Source organism: Polynucleobacter brandtiae, from assembly GCF_002797575.1.
In the GTDB taxonomy this organism is placed as follows: domain Bacteria; phylum Pseudomonadota; class Gammaproteobacteria; order Burkholderiales; family Burkholderiaceae; genus Polynucleobacter; species Polynucleobacter brandtiae.
On the sequence record NZ_PGTX01000002.1, the window covers coordinates 12,442 to 32,985 of the forward strand.

19 protein-coding genes and 1 pseudogene are annotated in these 20,544 nt (G+C 44.7%); 7 read left to right on the forward strand and 13 right to left on the reverse strand.

Features of this window, described 5'->3' with window-relative positions; translation table 11 throughout:
* Positions 1-234 precede the first annotated feature (234 nt).
* On the forward strand, positions 235-798 hold the full coding sequence (gene ahpC / locus B0G85_RS04055) for an alkyl hydroperoxide reductase subunit C (RefSeq protein ID WP_100379194.1): 564 nt from the start codon (positions 235-237) through the stop codon (positions 796-798).
* Positions 799-937: 139 nt separating this feature from the next.
* Positions 938-2,482 carry an alkyl hydroperoxide reductase subunit F gene (gene ahpF, locus B0G85_RS04060; protein ID WP_100379195.1) on the forward strand — a complete coding sequence of 515 codons (1,545 nt, stop codon included), beginning with the start codon at positions 938-940 and terminating at the stop codon, positions 2,480-2,482.
* A 53-nt stretch (positions 2,483-2,535) separates the two neighbouring features.
* Here the strand turns inward: ahpF and B0G85_RS04065 are convergent, their stop codons facing one another.
* From B0G85_RS04065 to B0G85_RS10360, 8 genes and pseudogenes are all read right to left on the reverse strand, one after another.
* Positions 2,536-5,430, reverse strand: a complete 2,895-nt coding sequence (locus B0G85_RS04065) for an FAD-binding and (Fe-S)-binding domain-containing protein (RefSeq protein WP_100379196.1) — start codon at positions 5,428-5,430, stop codon at positions 2,536-2,538.
* Between the two features lie 73 nt (positions 5,431-5,503).
* A complete protein-coding gene (locus B0G85_RS04070; protein WP_100379197.1) occupies positions 5,504-5,827 on the reverse strand; it encodes a P-II family nitrogen regulator in 324 nt (107 codons plus the stop codon).
* A complete protein-coding gene (locus tag B0G85_RS04075) occupies positions 5,824-8,919 on the reverse strand; it encodes an efflux RND transporter permease subunit (protein WP_100379198.1) in 3,096 nt (1,031 codons plus the stop codon). Before B0G85_RS04075 ends, B0G85_RS04070 begins: the two co-directional genes overlap by 4 nt.
* A 3-nt stretch (positions 8,920-8,922) precedes the next feature.
* Positions 8,923-10,269, reverse strand: coding sequence for an efflux RND transporter periplasmic adaptor subunit (locus tag B0G85_RS04080; protein ID WP_100379199.1), 1,347 nt, complete (start codon positions 10,267-10,269; stop codon positions 8,923-8,925).
* The gene (locus B0G85_RS04085; protein WP_100379200.1) at positions 10,266-11,531 is read right to left on the reverse strand and encodes a TolC family protein; all 1,266 of its coding nucleotides are present in this window, start codon (positions 11,529-11,531) and stop codon (positions 10,266-10,268) included. Before B0G85_RS04085 ends, B0G85_RS04080 begins: the two co-directional genes overlap by 4 nt.
* 293 nt (positions 11,532-11,824) lie before the next feature.
* Positions 11,825-12,157: a hypothetical protein gene (locus B0G85_RS04090; protein ID WP_100379201.1), complete on the reverse strand. Its 333-nt coding sequence runs from the start codon at positions 12,155-12,157 to the stop codon at positions 11,825-11,827.
* Positions 12,158-12,312: 155 nt separating this feature from the next.
* On the reverse strand, positions 12,313-12,852 hold the full coding sequence (locus B0G85_RS10355) for a universal stress protein (RefSeq protein WP_369405929.1): 540 nt from the start codon (positions 12,850-12,852) through the stop codon (positions 12,313-12,315).
* Between the two features lie 66 nt (positions 12,853-12,918).
* A pseudogene (locus B0G85_RS10360) lies at positions 12,919-13,620 on the reverse strand (TerC family protein); the annotation flags it as partial.
* 84 nt (positions 13,621-13,704) lie between these two features.
* Here B0G85_RS10360 and B0G85_RS04100 point away from each other — a divergent pair.
* The 3 genes from B0G85_RS04100 (at position 13,705) to B0G85_RS04110 (ending at position 16,493) form a co-directional block, all read left to right on the forward strand.
* Positions 13,705-14,592 (forward strand): LysR family transcriptional regulator, encoded by an 888-nt coding sequence (locus tag B0G85_RS04100; protein WP_100379203.1) that lies wholly within the window; start codon positions 13,705-13,707, stop codon positions 14,590-14,592.
* A 23-nt stretch (positions 14,593-14,615) separates the two neighbouring features.
* A complete protein-coding gene (locus B0G85_RS04105; RefSeq protein WP_100379204.1) occupies positions 14,616-15,584 on the forward strand; it encodes a sodium-dependent bicarbonate transport family permease in 969 nt (322 codons plus the stop codon).
* A 66-nt stretch (positions 15,585-15,650) separates the two neighbouring features.
* Positions 15,651-16,493, forward strand: a complete 843-nt coding sequence (locus tag B0G85_RS04110; RefSeq protein WP_100379205.1) for a DUF6671 family protein — start codon at positions 15,651-15,653, stop codon at positions 16,491-16,493.
* 61 nt (positions 16,494-16,554) lie between these two features.
* On the opposite strand, the gene B0G85_RS04115 is transcribed toward B0G85_RS04110, so the two are convergent.
* The 3 genes from B0G85_RS04115 to B0G85_RS04125 all read right to left on the reverse strand — a co-directional run bounded on the left by B0G85_RS04115 (position 16,555) and on the right by B0G85_RS04125 (position 18,478).
* Positions 16,555-17,094, reverse strand: a complete 540-nt coding sequence (locus B0G85_RS04115) for a phasin family protein (RefSeq protein WP_100379206.1) — start codon at positions 17,092-17,094, stop codon at positions 16,555-16,557.
* A gap of 167 nt (positions 17,095-17,261) precedes the next feature.
* Positions 17,262-18,080 carry a peptidylprolyl isomerase gene (locus tag B0G85_RS04120; protein ID WP_100379207.1) on the reverse strand — a complete coding sequence of 273 codons (819 nt, stop codon included), beginning with the start codon at positions 18,078-18,080 and terminating at the stop codon, positions 17,262-17,264.
* 59 nt (positions 18,081-18,139) lie between these two features.
* Positions 18,140-18,478: a hypothetical protein gene (locus tag B0G85_RS04125; protein WP_100379208.1), complete on the reverse strand. Its 339-nt coding sequence runs from the start codon at positions 18,476-18,478 to the stop codon at positions 18,140-18,142.
* 165 nt (positions 18,479-18,643) lie between these two features.
* On the opposite strand from B0G85_RS04125, the gene B0G85_RS04130 reads away from it, so the two are divergent.
* Positions 18,644-18,859 (forward strand): hypothetical protein, encoded by a 216-nt coding sequence (locus B0G85_RS04130; RefSeq protein ID WP_100379209.1) that lies wholly within the window; start codon positions 18,644-18,646, stop codon positions 18,857-18,859.
* Here B0G85_RS04130 and B0G85_RS04135 read toward each other — a convergent pair whose 3' ends face one another.
* Positions 18,860-19,168: a 4a-hydroxytetrahydrobiopterin dehydratase gene (locus tag B0G85_RS04135; protein WP_100379210.1), complete on the reverse strand. Its 309-nt coding sequence runs from the start codon at positions 19,166-19,168 to the stop codon at positions 18,860-18,862. It lies immediately after the preceding gene.
* Positions 19,155-19,895 (reverse strand): pseudouridine synthase, encoded by a 741-nt coding sequence (locus tag B0G85_RS04140; protein ID WP_100379211.1) that lies wholly within the window; start codon positions 19,893-19,895, stop codon positions 19,155-19,157. The genes B0G85_RS04135 and B0G85_RS04140 overlap by 14 nt, the downstream gene beginning before the upstream one ends.
* Positions 19,896-20,003: 108 nt before the next feature.
* Here B0G85_RS04140 and B0G85_RS04145 point away from each other — a divergent pair, with 108 nt between their 5' ends.
* The gene (locus B0G85_RS04145; protein ID WP_100379212.1) at positions 20,004-20,537 is read left to right on the forward strand and encodes a DUF2889 domain-containing protein; all 534 of its coding nucleotides are present in this window, start codon (positions 20,004-20,006) and stop codon (positions 20,535-20,537) included.
* Positions 20,538-20,544 lie beyond the last annotated feature (7 nt).

Below are 20,544 nucleotides of genomic sequence, written 5' to 3' on the forward strand. Positions count from 1 at the left end.
AAGAATTGCCACTTTTTTGTTATTTCTCCATTATGCAGAACCTTGTGGAATTGCGACTCAAAAAGAAAGGGGCATCGAGTCAGCCCATCAGGGGTAAAAAGGGCATTCATAAGCCATTTTGTTGATCTATAAATTAGATTACCAATATTAAATTAAATTATTATGCAGATATATAAATACCGCCTAAAATAACATCGTTGCGAAACAATATTTCAACTTTTATAGGAAAAAAACATGTCCATCATTAACACTGCTGTTCAGCCGTTCAAAACCCAAGCTTTCCACAATGGTAAGTTTGTGACCATCACTGACGAAACACTCAAAGGTAAATGGTCCGTACTCATTTTTATGCCTGCTGCATTTACTTTCAATTGCCCAACAGAAATTGAAGATGCTGCAGAGAACTATCCTGAGTTCCAGAAGATGGGAGCTGAGGTATATATCGTTACTACAGATACGCATTTTTCACATAAGGTATGGCACGAGACATCACCTGCAGTAGGTAAAGCAAAGTTCCCATTGGTTGGCGATCCAACGCATACCCTCACACGTGCATTTGGTGTACACATCGATGAAGATGGTTTGGCATTACGTGGCACATTCATCATCAATCCAGAAGGCATCATTAAAACTGCTGAGATTCATTCAAATGAAATCGCTCGTGATGTTTCCGAGACATTACGTAAGCTTAAAGCTGCTCAGTACACCGCTGCTCACCCAGGTGAAGTTTGCCCAGCTAAGTGGAAAGAAGGCGCTGCAACATTGACACCTTCTTTAGACCTCGTAGGCAAGATCTAAGTATTTAAAGCTACAACAGCACTACCAGTCAGACTCTCCAAGGAGAGTCTATTGGAGAGGAGGTGATGTCAATCTCCTCTCCAATAGATTCATCAAAGTTGATCAAATCTTATTGCCATTCAAGTACAGAAAGCACTATATGTTAGACACCAATATCAAAACCCAATTAAAAACTTACTTTGAAAAGATTGTCAGTCCAGTTACGCTTACCGCTACGCTAGATGACAGCCCAGCCTCGGCTCAAATGCTCGAATTATTAAATGAAGTAGCAGAGCAGTCTGACAAAATTACTATTCAAACTTCAGGCCATAGCAAAAATACACCTAGCTTTACAGTTGGCAAGACGGATGAAGCGGCGCGTATTGCTTTTTCAGGTTTGCCTATGGGTCATGAGATGACCTCTTTTATCCTGGCTATTCTGCAATCTAGTGGTTACCCACCCAAGGTAGAGGAAGACATTCTTGAAAGCATTCGAGGACTGACTGGAAAGCTACACTTTCAGACCTTTATTTCTTTGTCGTGCCACAACTGCCCCGATGTTGTTCAGGCACTGAACTTGATGTCCGCCATCAACCCCAATATCGAGCATGAAATGATTGATGGAGCCCTTTTTCAAGGCCTGGTAGATCAATACCAAATCATGGCTGTCCCAACCGTCATTTTAAATGGCGTGGTATTTGGTCAGGGACGAATGACCGTTGAAGAAATAGCAGCAAAGTTGGATACCAATACAGCCGCACGTGATGCAGAAAAACTTAGCGCCAAAGCGCTGTATGACTCTCTCATCATTGGTGGTGGCCCTGCCGGTGCTTCGGCAGCCATCTACTCCGCTAGAAAGGGTATTAGAACCGGTATTCTGGCTGAGCGTTTTGGTGGTCAGGTTGCAGATACTGTCGGTATTGAGAACTTTATCTCTGTACAAGAAACAGAGGGTCCAAAGTTAGTTATGGCCTTAGAGCAGCACGTCAAAGCTTACGATGTCGAGATCATGAATCTTCAGAAAGCGACAGGTCTTAGTAAGTCTGGTGAAGAAATTCAAATCACACTAGAAAATGGTGGAACCCTCAAAAGTAAGACCGTTATTTTGAGTACCGGCGCACGCTGGCGTGAAATGAATGTACCCGGTGAACAAGAGTACCGTGGTAAGGGTGTCGCCTACTGCCCGCATTGCGATGGCCCTTTATACAAAGGTAAGCGTGTTGCTGTCATTGGCGGAGGAAACTCAGGGGTTGAAGCGGCGATTGATTTGGCTGGAATAGTTAATCATGTCACTTTAGTCGAATTCGATACTAAATTGCGCGCTGATGCGGTCTTGCAAAAGAAGATGTACAGCATGCCCAATGTCACCGTCATTACTAATGCTCTCAGTAAAGAAGTTTTAGGGGCCGACAATAAAGTAACTACCTTGCGATATGAAGATCGGGCTAGTCAACAGATGCATGACATTGCACTGGAAGGTATTTTTGTTCAAATTGGATTACTTCCGAACACCGACTGGCTTAAAGGGTCTATCGACTTATCCCCACGCGGCGAGGTCATCGTCGATCAGAAGGGTGAAACATCTATGCCAGGTGTGTTTGCTGCGGGTGATTGCACAACAGTCCCTTACAAGCAAATCATCATCGCAATGGGCGAAGGTGCAAAGGCGTCACTCTCTGCCTTTGACTATTTAATTCGCTCTTAAAGAAAACCCCGAATTCAATTCGGGGTTTTTATTTGTCTATGCCTACTAAGACTCTAGGCTTGGTGGGCCATCTGCAGAAGTTCGGCCAAATGCTTAACCTTCCTTCCGGTCTCTTGCTCGATCTGCTCTCGACAACTAAAGCCATTTGTCAAAATAATGGTGTCTTGCTCGGTAGAGCGAATCGCTGGCAGAAGTACTAGCTCACCCACTGCCTTTGAGAGTTCTACATGTTCTGGATTGAAACCAAAAGACCCAGCCATGCCACAACATCCACTATCGATGTAATTGACTTGTGCACCTAAGGCTGTCAGCAGGGCTACATCACCCTTAGTGCCAAATAGTGATTTTTGATGACAGTGTGAGTGCACCAAAATATTGCAATCTAAAGGCGGTGGGGTGTAACCGTGCTCATGTAAAAAATCCCCCAGTAGGTACGTGCTCGATGAAAGTAATTTCGCCCTCGGATCATGCGGGAAAAATTTCAACAATTCATCTTTGAAGACCGACATACACCCTGGCTCAAGTCCCACTACTGCTATTGGTGAATCTTGGGCGCCATCAATTTGATCACCCAGTGCGTCGAGTATCTTCTCAAGCTTTTGCTTGGCTAAATCCAAATAACCGAAGTCATATAGAGGCCGACCGCAACACAAAGGGGTCTTTGGTAGCGTAGCCTCAAAACCAGCATGTCCTAAAACCTCTACTGCTGCATTAGCCACCCCCGGATGGAAATGCTCGCAAAAAGTATCTACCCACAAAATGACTTTTTTCTGATCAACGCCCTTTTGAGCCACTGGCTTAAATTGCTGACTGAAGGAGGGGCTTACAAACCGAGGCAGACTACGCTCTTGGGCCACACCGCCAACCCATTTGGCAAAAGACGATAAGCCAGGTGTTTGCATCACCGTATTAACCAGCCAAGCAAACCGGCTAGCGAGAGGAGCCCAATCGCCAATGCGCCCCATCGTCAAGGCCTGGCGCGGTCTGCCGTGCTTCTCGTGATAGTGGGATAAAAATTCGGCTTTATAGGAGGCCATATCTACGTGCACAGGACAGTCACTCTTACAGCCCTTGCAAGATAGGCAAGTATCCAAGGCATCTTTAAGCTCCTTGCTTTCCCATCCATCTTTAATAATTTCACCTTGCAGCATTTCCCAAAAGAGTCGTGAGCGGCCACGAGTTGAGAAACGCTCTTCTTTGGTCACGCGATAACTGGGGCACATCGTGCCAACCTTCTCGCTACGGCATTTACCCATTCCAACACAACGCTCAACCGCTCTCTGAAAACCATTACCTTCTTGACTCAAGAAATTGAGACGGGTTTTAATATTGACAATCTTATATTCTGGGCCCATGCGTAGGTTTTCATCCACGCGATAGGGATGAACTACTTTTCCAGGATTAAGCTTATTTTGTGGATCCCAAATACGCTTGAACTCATGCATTGCACCCATTAACTCTTCACCAAACATAATGGGTAAGAATTCAGCTCTGGCCTGACCATCACCATGCTCACCCGTTAATGAGCCCCCAAAAGAAACCACTAGCGTTGCAGCATCGCGAATGAATGATCTAAATTTAGCCACCCCTTCTGCGGTTCGGAAATCAAATGTAATACGGGCATGGACACAACCGTCACCAAAATGGCCGTATAGGGAGGTGTCATAACCATAAGAGTCGACCAGTGCCTGAAATGCGCGCAAGTAATCACCTAAACGGGCAGGGTCAACAGCGGCATCTTCCCAACCCACTACCGGATCTGGACCCTTGGGGTCAATCGAAAGATGGGTCGCAGAAGCGCCATTCTCCCGAATAGACCAAATGCGCTTTTGTAATTGCGCATCAGGAACCAACCAGGTGGAAGGCTGCGGACCTTTCGTTCTAGTCTTGAAATATTGCTCAGCCTTTTCAGCTTGGGCAATTGCCCCCTCTATTGTGTCGTCACCAAATTCAACGACGACCCATGCATTACCTGCAGGCAATAAGTCAATCTCTGCTTTAGCTAAATTACGCTGCTGCAAGCCACGAATAATCTTGTAATCTAAACCTTCGATGGCAATGGGGCCAAAGGACTGGTATTCCGGTACTGCATCTCCCGCGACATAAATATCCTCAAAGCCGAGCACCAGTACTACCCGCTTTGGGGGACTTCTCACTAACCTTACTTTGGCAGCTAGCGTGAGCGCGCAGGTACCCTCTGTTCCTACTAAAGCGCGGGCAACATTAAAACCGTTCTCTGGTAGTAGTTGATCTAAGTTATAGCCCGAGACACGACGCTTGATATTCGGAAAGCGCGCACGAATCAGCTCGGCATAGCGATCGCGTAAAGTCAGTAGATCTTGATAGATCTGGCCCTTACGCCCGCCCGCTGCGATAATTTGTTCCAACTCTTCATCAGAGGTTGGGCCAACCCAGAATCGCTCGCCATCATAGGTCAGAATTTCTAAGGCTTCCGTATTCTCTAATGTCTTACCCGCCATCACAGAATGTGCACCGCAAGAGTTATTCGCTACCATGCCTCCTAAGGTACAGCGGCTATGCGTAGACGGATCTGGTGCAAAGGTTAAGCCATGTATTTCTGCTGCATCACGCAATGAATCACAAATCACACCTGGCTCAACAGTCGCCGAACCAGCCAGAGGATCTAAGTCCAGAATGTGATTGCAGTATTTGGAGATATCAAACACGACTGCGTTATTGACAGTCTGGCCATTCATAGAAGTACCCGCTCCACGCATCAGTACGGGCGCTTTATTTCGATGGCAGATTTCAATACCTTTAATAAATTCTTCGGTATTTTTGGGGGTGACGACCCCAATCGGAATTTGACGATAATTCGATGCCTCGGAGGCATAGACCGCTTGGTGGGCCGTATCGAAATGAACAGAACCGCCTAAAGCGGCGGTCAGCTCCACATTGAGCTGTTCCCACTGAGAAATACCACCCATATTTCAATCCTTATTCGCTCTGATTACCCCTTAGAGGGTAGTAAGCATTCTAACCATTTCTGCAGAATTGTTATTAGAGGCTGCTCTTTGCGATAAAGAAAGCTTTAGGAACCTCAGTGCACCATACGATGCCATCCCCTATTTGACCCGTTTGACAAATGGCCACGATCCGATCCATCAAAACCTGTGCAGCCTCATCATTACAGATCATTTCTATTTTGATCTTGGCAGAGTAATCTGTTAACTCATCCTTAATATTGACTTTTTCGGTGCGGTTAGCAGCACTACAGCCCTCAACCTTCGTCACTGTCATACCCGGAAATCCCGGAACCTCTAATAGCGCAGTGCGAAGAGCTGCTAATTTATTGGGCCGAACGACCGCTTTGACCTCCATCATGCTTCCACCTCTTTATCTTCAAACCATCTATACAAAACAGGGAGCACTAATAATGTTAGTGCTGTGGAGGTAACTAATCCCGCAATCACAACAGCTGCAAGTGGCCTGGTTACTTCAGAGCCAGGGCCGCCAGAAAAAAGCATTGGCACTAAAGCTAACATCGCTACAGAAGCAGTCATCATTACTGGTCTAAAGCGATGCCCACAACCATGAAGTAAGGCGTCTTCCATTGAGTAGCCGTCTTCACGCAGTTGCTTAATAAAGGATATTAATACCACTCCATTTAATACTGCAATACCCCACAAATTAATAAATCCTACAGCGGCTGGCACAGACAAATACTCACCAGTAATAAATAAGCCGAAGACACCGCCAATCGATGCAAATGGAAGCACCAAAATAATTAAACCTGCCAACTTTAATGACTTAAACAGCATAAATAATAAAAAATAAATAGCTAAAATTGTCAGCGGAATAATCACCATCAGCCGCGCCATAGCCCGCTCCATGTTTTCAAACTGACCACCCCACTGCAAGGTATAGCCTTGAGGCAATTCAAGCTCTTTAGCGATTTGAGATTGTGCCTCGCTCACAAAACCAGCTAAATCTCGACCCTCCACGTTCACACCAACGACCAGGCGGCGTTTACCGGACTCTCGAGAAATTTGCGCAGGGCCATCTACCAATGCAATATCTGCTAAATCACGCATCAATACTTGGGCGCCATCCGGTGAATGCAAAATAATATTTTCAATCGCATCGACCTTATCTCGATAAGAAGATGGGTAGCGCAACATCAAAGGAAAGCGCCTTTCCCCCTCGTACACTATCGACGCCTGCTTGCCGCCAATTGCTGTTTCTATTACCTCATTCACATCAGCAACATTAATTCCATAACGGGCGATAGCATCTCGCCTGATGGTGATGTTAAGGTAATTCTGACCAGAGGCTTGCTCAATACGTAAGTCATTACTACCTTTCATCTTGCTCAAAATTTGGCTAATTTGAGCACCTAGCTTTTGCAAGATGATCATGTCATCACCAAAAATCTTAATGGCGACTTGTGAGCGTACTCCAGAAACCATCTCATCAACTCGAGCAGCAATAGGTTGAGAAATCGATAGCTCGATACCCGGAAGCGTTTTTAACTTACTCCGAATTTCTTGTGCGATCTCTTCTTGGCTCAGCTGTCGATCGCCAATAGGCTTTAGGGTAACAATCGGATCGGACTCATTAGGCTGACCAGGATCAGCGGGCGACTCTCCTTTACCCAAACGAGAAACAGCCATCTCGACCCCAGGTATCGTCATGATTCGCTTAATCGCCTCAAACTCTAATTTAATTGACTCATCTAAAGAGATATTGGGGGCTCGTACGATGACTGGCGTGATAGAACCTTCCTGCATCACTGGGATAAAAGCCTTACCTAGCATCACGAAGCCTAAAATACTGACGGCTAACGCAATAAACGAACGCTTAAGCACTAACTTAGGATTAGACAGACTCCAGTGCAACCAGCGCTCATATGGCGCTCGTAGCCGACTTACTAGCTTAGTGTCATCTTCATTACCACCCTTCAGAATATAAGAGCATAAGACTGGGGAGAGTGTAAAAGACAAAATCAGTGAGATTGTCAATGCAATCGCAATCGTAATGGCCATCGGTGCAAACATTTTTCCTTCCATGCCCTCAAGCGATAACAAGGGCATGAACACTAAAATAATAATGCCTACCCCAAAGAGTACTGGCTTACCGACCTCAGTTGCCGCTTCTAAAATGATGCGGTTCTTCGATTCACCTGTTTTGAGTTTGGCGCCCAACTTACCAAAAGTATTTTCAACTACGACCACTGAACCATCGACCATGATGCCAATGGCAATAGCAAGACCACCTAAAGACATCAGGTTAGCGGAAATACCATAGCGATTCATTACCAAAAATGTTAATAGCGGCGTGAGGATTAGGGTTGCCACCACAATGAGTGATGAGCGAACATCCCCTAGGAATAAAAAGAGCAAGATCACCACCAAGATCACACCCTCAATCAATACCTTAGCAACGTTAAACATGGCAGCATCGACTAGATCCGTTCTGTCATAAAACGGAACTATCTGCAAGCCATCAGGCAATTGCTTGCCCTCATTAATTTGCGCGACTTTAGATTTAATACGATTAACGACATCGCGGGCATTGCCGCCACGAATCATTTGAATAATTCCAGCAACGCTCTCGGTATAGCCATTTTTGATCGCTGCGCCTTGTCGAATTTCACTGCCGATAACAACCTCTGCAATATTTTTCACATAAATTGGCGTGCCCTTGACCTCTTTGAGAATAATTTTCTCGATATCCTCCGGTTTAGTAATTAAACCTACACCACGAATCAAGTAACGCTCAGCATAGGAGGGTAACTGTCCACCGCCAGAATTAGCATTATTTCTAGCGAGAGCCTCATACACATCACGCAAACTAATTTGATAGTGTCGCAATCTCTCTGGGTTGACTAGCACCTGATATTCCCGCGCATACCCACCCTGCGTATTAATCTCGGCCACACCCGAGATAGAGCGCAACATTGGCCGCACTACCCAATCTTGGATAGTTCGACGCTCCTCTAGCTCTTCAATCGTAAGCTGCCTTGTTCCATCCGAAGGATGATCTAGGGTGTACTGATAGATTTCACCCAATCCCGTTGAAGGAGGAGCCAAAACAGGTGTAATACCAATCGGCATTTTTGAGCCTACCTCAATTAAACGCTCAGTGACTAATTGCCTCGCAAAATACAAATCGGTTTTTTCTGTAAAAACAAGCGTAATCACAGAGAGATTATTGCGGTTTAAGGAGCGCATTTCTATCAAGCCTGGCAAACCTGTCATCGCCAACTCAATTGGTACCGTAACAAATCGCTCAACCTCTTCTGGGGATCGGCCAGGCGCTTCTGATGCAATCTGTACCTGTACATTTGTTACATCCGGAAAAGCATCCACTGATAAACGCTTTGTTGCCAATAAGCCCGCAATAAATAAAACAGCAGCAATAATAATGACCAATAAACGCTGCTGCAGTGAGAGGCGGACAATTTTCTCAATCATGATTTAACCACCATTCAACTGCCGCTTACGCTCAGTATTTAAATGATATGCACCGTTGACTGCGATATCTTGACCTTCCTTAATTCCGGAAAGTACTGGTCGATAGCCTTTACCTTCGGGGCCTAACTTCACCGCTACCATTCGATATCTGTCGCCATCTTCACGAATAAAGACATGATCATGGTTATCTTCACGAATAATCGCACTAAGAGGAACTAATAGTCTTTCTGTCGGCTGACTTTCAATCAACATCGTTGCTAGCATGCCTGGCTTAATATGGCCGTCTGGATTGGAGATCTCCATTCTGACAATCACGGTCCGTGTTTGAGGGTTCACAATAGAGTCAACGTGTGCAACGACTCCTTCGACTTCCGTATTGCGTAAAGCAGGAATAATCAAGGAAACTTTTTGACCCTTGCGAATTAAATAGGCATTACTCTCCGGAATTTCTGAAATAGCCCATAAGGTACTTAAGTCGGCAACCGTAAAGAGTGCATCTGCAGGTTGTACAACTTGGCCCTTATTGATTTTACGTTCAACAATCTGACCGGGTATAGTTGCGATGACATTATTGATAGACTCAATGACGCCTGATTTTGCAAGGCGATCGATACTGGGCTGATCCATGCCCTGCACTCGTAACTGGTCGTTAGTGGCTCGATACTCAGCCTTCGCACTATTGGCTTCAGCTTCACGCCTCTGTAATTCTGCCAAAGCAATCACATCTTCCTTGTACAAAATTCTGGCACGATTGGCTGCTTGGTCAGCGAGTAGGCTTGCACTCTTTGCCTTTAAATAAGATAACTGGGATTGAGTCAATTCTGTAGAAGTGATCTTAGCCAAAATGTCACCTTGCTTGACTGCTTGGCCAGGAATAGCCAAAATATCTGAAACACGACCGGTGACATTTGCCCCAATTCTAGAAAGAAAGAGTTCATTAAAGTCTATGCGGCCTGAAGCCCGTAATTCCTCAACAAAGGAGCCGCTATACACTCGACCCTCTGTAATCATATTCCGCAAATCTTTATTCACGACCACGATGTTCGGATCTTGAATTAATTTGACCGAAGGCTTGGGATCAAAGACATTGAAGTAATTTAAAATCAGCAAAAATACGCAAAACCATGGCAAGTAAAACAATCCTTTTTGAGTCCACTGAGGCGTTTTGTCATACTGCTTTGCAATGCTTGGTACATGTGAAGTAAACCAATCATGCGTCAGGGTGTACATATTATTTTGGGCATTGATGATGTCGGCAACCCATCTTCTTGCGTATACCTTAGCAATGCTCATATATTGAACATACCAACTTTTAATAACATTCATTCCCAAAATGAATTTTTTCTTCATTGACTTACACTTTCTATCTTTGCAATTAGCTCTGGTGTTGCCCTTAAGCGCTGTATTTCCGTTAATACTGAGGCTAGATCAAAACGGGCTCTAATTAGATCATTTCGGGCTAACCTAAAGGTTCTTTGGGCATCTAAGTACTCCAACATACCGCGCTCACCATAACGATAGGACACCTCAGCAATTCTTCTGGCACTAGAAGCTAGCTGAACTACCTCTTGATCCAATATTTTGACTTGATAGCTTGTCATTTGGTACAGCTGATAGGCTGTTTCCATTTGCTGCTCTAAGCTTTGACTTTGTGCATTGAGAAGATTTTTAGCTTTAGAAGCATTTGCCTGTGCTTCAGCAATTTGGCCGCCCTTAAAATCCCAGATAGGAATACTGAACACCAAGCCATACTGTCGATCCGTAAAATTCGGATCGTTATATTGCTGAGCCTTCAATGAAATTCGAGGTAGTCGTGAGTTTTGCTCAAAACTCAGTCTAGATTCAGTAGACTCGACCTCAGCTTTGGCTCGCTGTAATTCTGGGCTTTGAGTTTGTAGCTCCTGTATTAACGTGGCTAAAGGGGGAAGCGCCTCAATCTGAATAGATTGCGTCACCACCGAATAGTCTGCAGGCAAGCCATGTCCCACTGTCTGCCTCAACATACTTTTTGCCTGCATTACCCGCAGCTTGCTCGATTCGGCATTAATCTGCGCATTTAAGAATTCTGTCTGGGCTCTAATCAGCTCGAAACGTGCGGTTTCACCAACGTCATAGCGGATCTGCATACGATCACGAATTTGTTTGGTCAGATCCAAGTCCGCCTCTGCCGCGCTTAATTCAGCATTACGCCGCATCACCTCATAAAAACGCTGTTGCACCTTGGAAATAATTTCAATCTCAAAAGCAACACGACCCGCTTCTGCCGCACGAACGTTAGCCTCGGCAGCATTCACTCTAGGAAAGCGGGTGTAAGGCATATCTAATGGTTGCGTTACCGACCAAGATGACACATTGCCGGTTGTTAGGGGCCCGGATACTGATCGTTGTTGGCCAGTATTAATCTCAAAATCAGGATTAGGAATAGCGCGAGCCGTTGAAAGCTGACCTTTAATCGCTTGAGATTGATCTCGGGCTGCCAATACCTGCGGACTAGAGTTGATTGCCATTGAAATTAATTCGTTGACGGTCAGCGGCTTTTGCCCTTGTGCAAAAACGCTGCCCGCAAACCAAAGGCAAGTCGTAGCAAATAAAAGGGGCTTAGATCGTCTCATGGCGAATATTCTTAAATGCAAACACAATCCTCCATTATCAAGCCCTTAATCTAGTCAAGGCGGAGTAAATACCTCTAATTTGGAGCGCCGATACAGTTTTGAACGCAAAAGCCTGGAAATAGGACAACAAATTCATCAGATCACTTTATTTAAGGTGTCACAAAGGGGCTAGATCAATTAACAAATTAGATTCAACCCTGGTCATCTAACAGACTGATAGAGTGACTGAACACAGATCCTTCAGTCACGCATAGGTGAATTAATGCATGAATTAATACATGAGTACACCAGATTTAACGAAGTATCCGCCTAGAAATACGCCCATATTGCTGACTCTGATGAAAGGTTTTTTGCAGTAATTTATGTATTTTCCTTAAGCCCATTTCGAGTGCGGTGCGCTGATCTTTCGCAGTAATGCTCACCTCGATAGGACGGCAATTCACAGTTTGTATCTCTATAGAGCAGATTTGATTGCAGGCAGTTCTAGAGTGCACCTCAACTGAATATTTCACTTTTATTTTATGGACTAACCAAAATAATTTCTTCAGAGAGAACTGCACCCGGTTCTGAACAAATACTTTGAATTCAGGCTCGATAACACCCCCTGCCTCTAAAACTAAATTCATATCACCCCTTTAACTTTGCTCATGTCATGAACTATAGGGTTATTTATATTCCCAATAAAGGTGAATTTAATTGATTATATTTCTGGTTTTTACTGATACTGTAGATAAAAAAAGGCCCTCACTAAGAGGGCCAAAGAGAGAACAGCAGGATAAAGTTAATCAATCACAATTGCCATCAACGCAGTGGCAGCGCCAGCGCCTAAGGCAGGAATCCCCCAACGCTCTAGTGGATGCAAGGCACTACCAGTAACTACCTCTACTGGAATATCACTGATTTGCAGCAACTTAGCAGTTGTAGAGTTTTCAAAGAGCCTGTTTACTGAGTGCTTTTTAGAAGTCCCAATCACGATCTGATTGCATTGAAGTCGCTGCGCCTCATCATATAAACCTGTACCTTTATCTCCACAAACATAACTAGAAGAGAATGCAACGCCTGCTTTTTCGAGATGACGTGATGCAGACTCTGTCGCTTTGAGCGCACAATCGGCTTGCCAATCTTGAACGGAGCGCTTACTTAAGAATTTACGGATATGGGTATGCAAGCTTGGCTGCACATTACATAGATGAATATGTGTTTGGGGATTGTGCCCATATGCTCGTATTGCATGCTTAACTGCTAAATCAGAATTCTTAGAACCATCAACCGGAATTAGAATGGAATTCATGGTATTTCCTTTCAATTGAGAAGACTGCATTGTTACTACTTCGTCAGTAGGGCCTGGGTTTACTACTGAGGAAGCGATTACATCCTCTAGCGCCAGTCTGCTTCTGATAAAACCACCGCATAAAACTCCAAGTACAACCGCTATTTGTATGACGTATTCCCATGCGGCACTGTAAGACTGAAGAAATTCCTGTGTGAGAGGCTCTGAGGTAATCATCTTTCCAGCAGTAAATGCCAGAACACCTGCTCCGAGGTAGGTAACTGATGGGTAACGCTCTACTAGCTTTAAAATTTGAGTTGATCCCCAAATCACAATTGGAATGCTGATCAGTAGGCCTAATACAACGAGTACGTAACTACCATTTGATGCGCCGGCAACTGCTAAGACGTTATCTAAACCCATCACCGCATCCGCAATCACGATCGTTTTCATTGCCCCCCAGAATGTGGTTGAAGCAGCGCCATGCCCCTTTCCATCATCTGCTGCAGGGTTAAGCAACTTGTAGGCAATCCATACCAGGAGTAAACCGCCAACCAACATTAACCCTGGAATCTGCAATAGATACACAACCAAGAGAGTCATGACGCTTCTCACTACAATTGCGCCTACTGCCCCCCAAACGATTGCCTTTTTCTGTAGGTGAGCGGGGAGATTTTTGGCTGCCATCGCAATGACGATAGCGTTATCCCCCGCCAACACCAAATCGATCATCACAATGGCCAGTAAGGCCGAAAAAAATTCTGGGCTAAAGAGTTCCAATTGAGTTTCCTTAATTAATATTTGACCCACGAATACCATGAGCACTGATGGGGTTAATGTAAGGTTGATTGAGCTTAGTAAAAAGAAGATATATATTGAACTTACTTTCGAAAAAACCTGAATATGACCATGCCCTTTAACTATCGACACCTGTACTACTTTTGGGTAGTGGCAAAAGAAGGCAGTATGTCCAAGGCTGCTGAGCGTCTAGATATGGCCATTCAGACGATCAGCGCACAGGTGCATGAGCTAGAAAAGTCACTAGGCTTCCTCTTGTTTAAACCCGCGGGGCGAGGCATCACGCTGACGGAGTCTGGTTTTGCTGCTTTAGAAATCGCTGATCAAATTTTTTCACTCGGAGAGAAACTGCCCGAGGCAGTCAGGGATGCTGCTAAGGCCCCCAAACAAAAAATTACTGTTGGGGTATCCGATGGTTTACCCAAGCTCATTGCGCGTCAATTACTTGAACCTATTCTACAAATGAAAGAGATTCATCTTATTGTGCACGAGGGTGAGTTTGATGATTTATTGGCAGACCTTGCATTACATCGACTCGATATTATTTTGTCAGATCGCCCTGCGCCCAATAACAAAAACCTCAATGTTTATAGTGAAGAGCTGACTAAATCCTCTATCTCTTGGTATGGCTCTAAAAAGTGGCTTAAAGAAGTAAAAGGCGGGTTTCCAGACTGCTTAAATCACTTACCCATCCTACTGCCCACCTCCCACTCCATGGTTCGATTTTTGATCGACCAATGGTTTATCAAAAATAATATTATTCCCAATATCGTCGGAGAATTTGAGGATAGCGCCCTACTCAAAACCTTTGCCGCTAGTGGTATGGGCGTTTTTCCTGCAGTTAACCTAGTGCAAAAAGAATTGAAGGAAACTTATCACATCGAGGCACTAGGCCACTGTAGCGATGTTTACGAATATTTCTACGCCATCCTATCTGAGAAAAAGATTGCTAACCCCCTAGTAGAGGCAATCATCAAACGATCATCACCTTGATGATCCACCGTTAAACTCACAACATGACTAATTTTCTTGATCCTGCCATCTTATTTTTTATCTTTGGCGTCTTTGCGGGCACCGTTAAATCGAATCTAGAAATTCCGCAGCCTATTTCCCGATTTTTATCGCTCTATCTATTAATGGCTCTGGGTTTAAAGGGTGGATTTGCCCTCCACAAATCTGGCTTTACAACGGAAATCGGGCTCTCATTAGGCTTGGCTATATTGTTGGCAATAGTGATTCCGATTATTGGTTATTGGATTTTACGAAAAAAATTAAATGCTTTTGATTCAGCTGCGATCGCCGCTACCTATGGATCTGTCAGTGCTGTCACGTTTATTACTGCTACCCAATATTTAGATCACTTAGGTCTTGGCTATGGTGGCCACATGGCTGCTGCGATGGCGCTCATGGAATCTCCAGCGATTATCTTCGCCATCATCATGGCTAACAAAGCAAGAGCTGCACAACCGTCAGGTCATGGAACAGGCCAGCCAGTCACAGGTCTATCTAAGGTATTGCATGAGTCATTCACGGATGGCGCCCAACTATTACTGCTTGGATCCATGATAGTAGGCCTGATGAGTGGAGATGCCGGCCAAAAACTCATGGCGCCATTTTCGATTGATCTGTTCAAGGGAATGCTGGCGTTTTTCCTACTCGATATGGGTCTGATGGCAGCTAGAAATTTCAGTGGCCTCAAAGGAAAGCCACCGATTACTTTGCTATATGCCATAGGATCACCACTGACGCATGCGCTCTTAGCGCTCGTATTTTGTAAATTGCTAGGCTTGCCACTGGGGGATACTGTCTTACTCATGGTGCTTGCTTCTAGCGCCTCTTATATTGCAGTTCCCGCTGTGCTCAGACATGCTCTGCCTGAAGTCAACCCAGCACTATACATGGGCATGTCTTTAGGATTAACCTTTCCGTTTAACATCATCATAGGTATTCCGCTTTACACCTGGATTGCTAAGCAGTTGTTGTAAAGATGATCATCACAGCAGTACTTTGCTTTACTCAATCCCTGGATGAGTCTCTGTATGGAGCACTGTATGAATTTCTTTTCTAATCGGACCGCTAGCTTACTCACCAAACATGGCAAAGAAATGGTGATTGCCTCTGAAATGCTTGCGCTCACTGGCTGTCAAGTCCAGCATACCGATGCCTATGACACCGATCAGTTAGGTACGTTCACTCGTGAAACGCCTCGATACGGAACACAGTTAGATGCTGCTCGTAAGAAAGTGATTATCGGTATGGATTTGCTTGGCACTAACCTAGGACTAGCAAATGAGGGCGCCTTTGTTGCCGATCCGTATACCGGTGTGATCCCTTGGAATAATGAACTCGTCATTTTGCTTGACCACCAGCATCAATTTGAAATCATTGGCTTTTCTGGTGCGCCCGCTCAAAGTAATAGTAGCTACCTCAGTCATTGGGAAGAGGTCATCCAGTTTTCTCAATCTGCTCTTTTTCCATCGCATCAATTAGTGATCAAGCCGACAGATGAATATCATCCACAGTCTCGCAAGGGTATTAAAAACCTCATCGAGTTAAAGGATGCTTTTGAATGGGCTCAAGCGCACTCCACCAAAGGCGCGGTCTTCATAGAAAATGATCTGAGGGCTTTTGCCAACCCCACGCGCATGGAGAATATTCGCAAAGCCACCCTTGATCTTATCCAGAAGATGAATTCTGTCTGTCCGGGGTGCCAAACCCCGGGCTACTGGATTAAAGATATTCAGCGAGGCCTTCCCTGTAATGCTTGTGGATTGCCAACTGAGCAAGAGATAGCCAAGATCTGGGGCTGCCTCAAGTGTGATCACCAGCACACCGAAGGAATGAAGGTCCTCAAATTAGCAGACCCCTCCCGCTGCAGCCACTGTAATCCTTGATCTGGGACCAACGATCCTAGATCAAGGATCCTAGATTCCTTTAGCTCCTAAGCTATTAGGCTTATTTTTTACCCCGAGTCTTAGCGCTTGTTTCTTTTTGAGTACCCGCAAGATTACTCATATTCTGGATACTCTTTTCAAAACTACCAAATGAGTCAGCCATAGCAGCACGAATTAATTCAAAGTTTTGTAATGCATTACTGAAAGAACCTTTAAATATCGAATGGTAGGGCTCACTACCTGACGGGGCATTTTGAGTAGCTTCATTTACAAAATGAATCAAATCTTGCTGCGATTCTTTAATCATCGATTCAGCAATCTTGACCAACTCTTGATTACTACTGGCTAAAGCCTGACATAACTTAGCCTGGTACTGCGTCACTTCTTTTGCAGCGTCTTGCAATACTTGTGCATGCACAAACTCAAAAGCAGCCTTAGGATCTTGGGTTTTCATCAGATCAGTCACTTTCGCCTGTAGGCGGGCAGAGAGTTCCTGAGAGGCCTGTTGATTTAATTGCGCAATTTCTTGAGTGCTAGTCAACACTACCTGACCCACTGCTTGCGCTGCATCCATTACCTTTGTTGCGTTCTTCTGAATCATGGCTAGCTCCTATGTAATTGAATATCAAATCCATAATGTACACACTACTGAACATGCTGCCGAACTAACTGCTGAACTCACTAATGAACCTACAACCGATCTAGCAATCTAATCTACCCTGAATTACGAATGATTCAGATAGAGAAATACCACTAGCTATCGAATCATTACTGAACAATGATTGTGGCGGTTTGACGCAATTGGGATAAAAATTCAAACTGTTTCTTTTGGATCATGCCATTACGAATAGCCGCTTTAGCTTGCTCAAAGCTTGGTGGTTTACTAGTTCTCTTGTCCTCAAGCTTAATTAAAGACCAGCCCTGTGGCATCTTAATGGGCGTTGGTGAAACTTGCCCCTTAGCCATCGAGCCTAATAGATTTGCAATTTGTGGCATAGTCTGACCTGCTTGAACCCAACCAACCGCGCCACCCTGAACCTTATTTGGCGCTAATGAAACACTTTTAGCTACTTTATCAAATGCCTCGCCTTTTTTAATTCTGGCTAAAGCCGCTTGGGCGTCTGCTTCTGTAGCGACGGCAATATCACTCACTTTATACTCAACAATCATGCCCTGCGAACCTAAGGAAGCAATCTCTCGGTTGTACTCAGCCTGCATATCCGCTTCAGTTACTGGATTCTTTGAAATATAGGTGGCCAACTCTAAGTCCGCTAAATAATTCTGGCGAATCATCGCTAGCTGACGATTGGCTTTATCTGAATTGGCCAAACCATCTTTCTCCGCTTGCTGCGAGAGTAGTGAAATCTCAATCAACTTTCCTAATACAGCCTGCCTCAATTCTGGAGAATCTGTCTGACCTTGTGCCAAAGCCGCTTGTATGCCCTGCTCTACCGTGTCATTGGAAATAATTGTGCCATTGACAGAAGCAGCCGCATTGACTGGTAGCGCTCCCTGAGCAAATGCCGTCCCTAATGTAACAAATGAAAGGGGGATCGCTACAGCTAACTGAAGGATGAGTGATTTCATGAAAAAGTCTTTTATGGAATGATGAAGTTCATAGTAACAGCTAGAGTTGACTACAGCCGTTAAAACTGAATCGTTGAAGGTACGGCCTCAAACGGTACTGCCGACTCCATCTCTTGTGATTGTGCCTGCTCTTCACCCTGAGGATTTGAGAAGTATCGAGAATCTAAGCTAGGGCTTTTGTTTTGACTTGGAATGGGGTTCGCTGGCTGTATACCGGAATATATTGGGCCTGCAGGTGTTTCTACTGGTGCAATCGATTGACTATTCAATTCTTGAATCTGAGCCGGCGTGTAAGGGGAGAAAGTTTGTCCTATAACCCGATTGGGAACAGTTACAGCGCAAATACTAGCAAGTACTACGATCAAGAGAGGCTTTGACTGAATGCGTTGAGTTTGCACAGCCCTTGCTGTCGATGATATGAATTTGATCATATTTGTAGTGTAGCGGATGTGGTGAATATGGGGTTCATTCAGCGCTGATGTCCTTGGGGGGATAAAGCGCTTTTAAGAATGCAATAAAAGCGTTATTCTCAATCCTTACGGCATTACCTATAAAGGACCAGCATGACCAACGAGACATCAACCCCAGATGATGAAGATTTTGATTACGGGTGCAAATGCGCCATGACCCTATTGAACGAGCCAACCGAAGATTGTTTAAATGATCTGATCGATGAGCTCGACGAAGATGGAATGATTGCTACTGAAGTGGTTTACGGTCTCTTAGCCACTATTCTCATGAGCATGAACTCTGAAGAAGAGGATGAACAAGAGCATTAATTAATTTTGATGAGTGATATCTCGAGCAAATTGATCCATGGCGCGAGCCATGGTGATATCAAGATCAGTCAACCCTTTAAGGTCATGGGTACTTAAGCGGACGCCGACTTTATTCCAGCAGTTAGTCCAATCTGGATGATGATTGAGCTCTTCAGCAAAGTCTGCGCTAAGGGTCATGAAAGCAAAAGCACTTTTAAAGTTCTTAAAAGTAAATTCACGAGAGATCTCCTGACCGCTCGAAGCTAACTGCCAATCTGGCACAGCCTCCAGAAAATTAAAATCTACTGGCAAGAGACTAGGTTTTGGCATGATAATGCTCCACACTCTGTGATAACTGTTTTAAGTCATCCTGGTAAAGCCAGCGCCACTCGCCTTCAGCAAGATCTGCAGGCATGACATATTGGCCTATTTCCGTTCGATGCAACTGCGCTACATGATTACCTACGGCAGCCATCATGCGCTTAACTTGATGATAGCGGCCTTCAACAATCGTCATCGCTAAGGTATTGTCACTGAGTTGATGGCATGCAGTAGCGAAACATGGCTTGGGATCATCATCCAATACAACTCCCCGCAACAAATGGTCTATTTGCTTTTGAGTAATAGGCTCTGGGGTGGTGATCTCGTATACCTTCCCAATATTTTTCTTTGGCGTTGTCATCTTGTGAATAAATTGACCATCATCTGACATCAAAATTAAACCTGTTGTATCAAAGTCAAGGCGCCCAACACACTGTAAGCCACGCTCCACGAATGGCTTAGGGAGTAAGCTGTAAATACTGGGGTGATGAGTGGTTTTATGAGAGCACTCATAGTTTGGGGGCTTATTAAAAGCGAGATACGCTTTTTCATGAAACTCCCAATCTTTGCCTTCTACATTGAGGACCAAACCCTCAGTAGCAATACGCTCATCCGGATCTTCTGCTAAAGCCCCGTTGACCATCACTAAATCTGCCAACACCAAATCACTGCAATAACGCCTGGTACCAAAGCCTTGGCTAAAAAGTATTTTTTCAAGTGGAAGTGGTTTAGACATAGATCTTGCTGAGCATACTACAAAGCAACACATATTTTCTAAGGGCGTAAGAAGCCATTATGATAAATGTCATACTTTTGATATTTCCTACTGGAATTAGAGATCCCCATGCTTTCATCACCTGCACCTAGAAGCCACTTACACACTCGTGAAATTATTTTCCAGGGCTATGCCCGGGAAGACGGCCTATGGGATATCGAGGCCCATTTACGGGATTTCAAATCCAATCCCTTTACGACTGGTGCTAGCACTTGGCAGCCCGGGGAGGCATTTCATGACATGTGGGTCAGAGTAACCTTAAACACACAACTAGTGCTTCAGGATATTGAAGTGGTAATGGATAAACATCCCCATCCTGAATGCCCACAAGTCATTCCACCCATGGATGCCCTGATTGGTGAACAAATCGGCAAAGGTTGGCGAAAAACAATTAATACCCACTTAGGTGGTATTCAGGGATGCACTCATCTCAGAGAGCTATTGGCCAGCATGGCAACCGCTGCATTTCAATCGATACCTGGAGCGCTATTGGACTCCGGTGACGATAAACCACCGCTTTACTTGGGGACCTGCAAATCTTGGGATTTTGATGGCCCCGTAGTAATGCGGCACTATCCCAAGTTTTATCAGTGGAAGGGTTAAGCCTTAT

What these genes read in the sequence shown, in the direction of transcription:
- ahpC (WP_100379194.1), top strand. Translation starts at nt 235, where the DNA reads ATGTCCATCATTAACACTGCTGTTCAGCCGTTCAAAACCCAAGCTTTC.
- ahpF (WP_100379195.1), top strand. Translation starts at nt 938, where the DNA reads ATGTTAGACACCAATATCAAAACCCAATTAAAAACTTACTTTGAAAAG.
- B0G85_RS04065 (WP_100379196.1), bottom strand. Translation starts at nt 5,430, where the DNA reads ATGGGTGGTATTTCTCAGTGGGAACAGCTCAATGTGGAGCTGACCGCC.
- B0G85_RS04070 (WP_100379197.1), bottom strand. Translation starts at nt 5,827, where the DNA reads ATGATGGAGGTCAAAGCGGTCGTTCGGCCCAATAAATTAGCAGCTCTT.
- B0G85_RS04075 (WP_100379198.1), bottom strand. Translation starts at nt 8,919, where the DNA reads ATGATTGAGAAAATTGTCCGCCTCTCACTGCAGCAGCGTTTATTGGTC.
- B0G85_RS04080 (WP_100379199.1), bottom strand. Translation starts at nt 10,269, where the DNA reads ATGAAGAAAAAATTCATTTTGGGAATGAATGTTATTAAAAGTTGGTAT.
- B0G85_RS04085 (WP_100379200.1), bottom strand. Translation starts at nt 11,531, where the DNA reads ATGAGACGATCTAAGCCCCTTTTATTTGCTACGACTTGCCTTTGGTTT.
- B0G85_RS04090 (WP_100379201.1), bottom strand. Translation starts at nt 12,157, where the DNA reads ATGAATTTAGTTTTAGAGGCAGGGGGTGTTATCGAGCCTGAATTCAAA.
- B0G85_RS10355 (WP_369405929.1), bottom strand. Translation starts at nt 12,852, where the DNA reads ATGCAGTCTTCTCAATTGAAAGGAAATACCATGAATTCCATTCTAATT.
- B0G85_RS04100 (WP_100379203.1), top strand. Translation starts at nt 13,705, where the DNA reads ATGACCATGCCCTTTAACTATCGACACCTGTACTACTTTTGGGTAGTG.
- B0G85_RS04105 (WP_100379204.1), top strand. Translation starts at nt 14,616, where the DNA reads ATGACTAATTTTCTTGATCCTGCCATCTTATTTTTTATCTTTGGCGTC.
- B0G85_RS04110 (WP_100379205.1), top strand. Translation starts at nt 15,651, where the DNA reads ATGAATTTCTTTTCTAATCGGACCGCTAGCTTACTCACCAAACATGGC.
- B0G85_RS04115 (WP_100379206.1), bottom strand. Translation starts at nt 17,094, where the DNA reads ATGATTCAGAAGAACGCAACAAAGGTAATGGATGCAGCGCAAGCAGTG.
- B0G85_RS04120 (WP_100379207.1), bottom strand. Translation starts at nt 18,080, where the DNA reads ATGAAATCACTCATCCTTCAGTTAGCTGTAGCGATCCCCCTTTCATTT.
- B0G85_RS04130 (WP_100379209.1), top strand. Translation starts at nt 18,644, where the DNA reads ATGACCAACGAGACATCAACCCCAGATGATGAAGATTTTGATTACGGG.
- B0G85_RS04135 (WP_100379210.1), bottom strand. Translation starts at nt 19,168, where the DNA reads ATGCCAAAACCTAGTCTCTTGCCAGTAGATTTTAATTTTCTGGAGGCT.
- B0G85_RS04140 (WP_100379211.1), bottom strand. Translation starts at nt 19,895, where the DNA reads ATGTCTAAACCACTTCCACTTGAAAAAATACTTTTTAGCCAAGGCTTT.
- B0G85_RS04145 (WP_100379212.1), top strand. Translation starts at nt 20,004, where the DNA reads ATGCTTTCATCACCTGCACCTAGAAGCCACTTACACACTCGTGAAATT.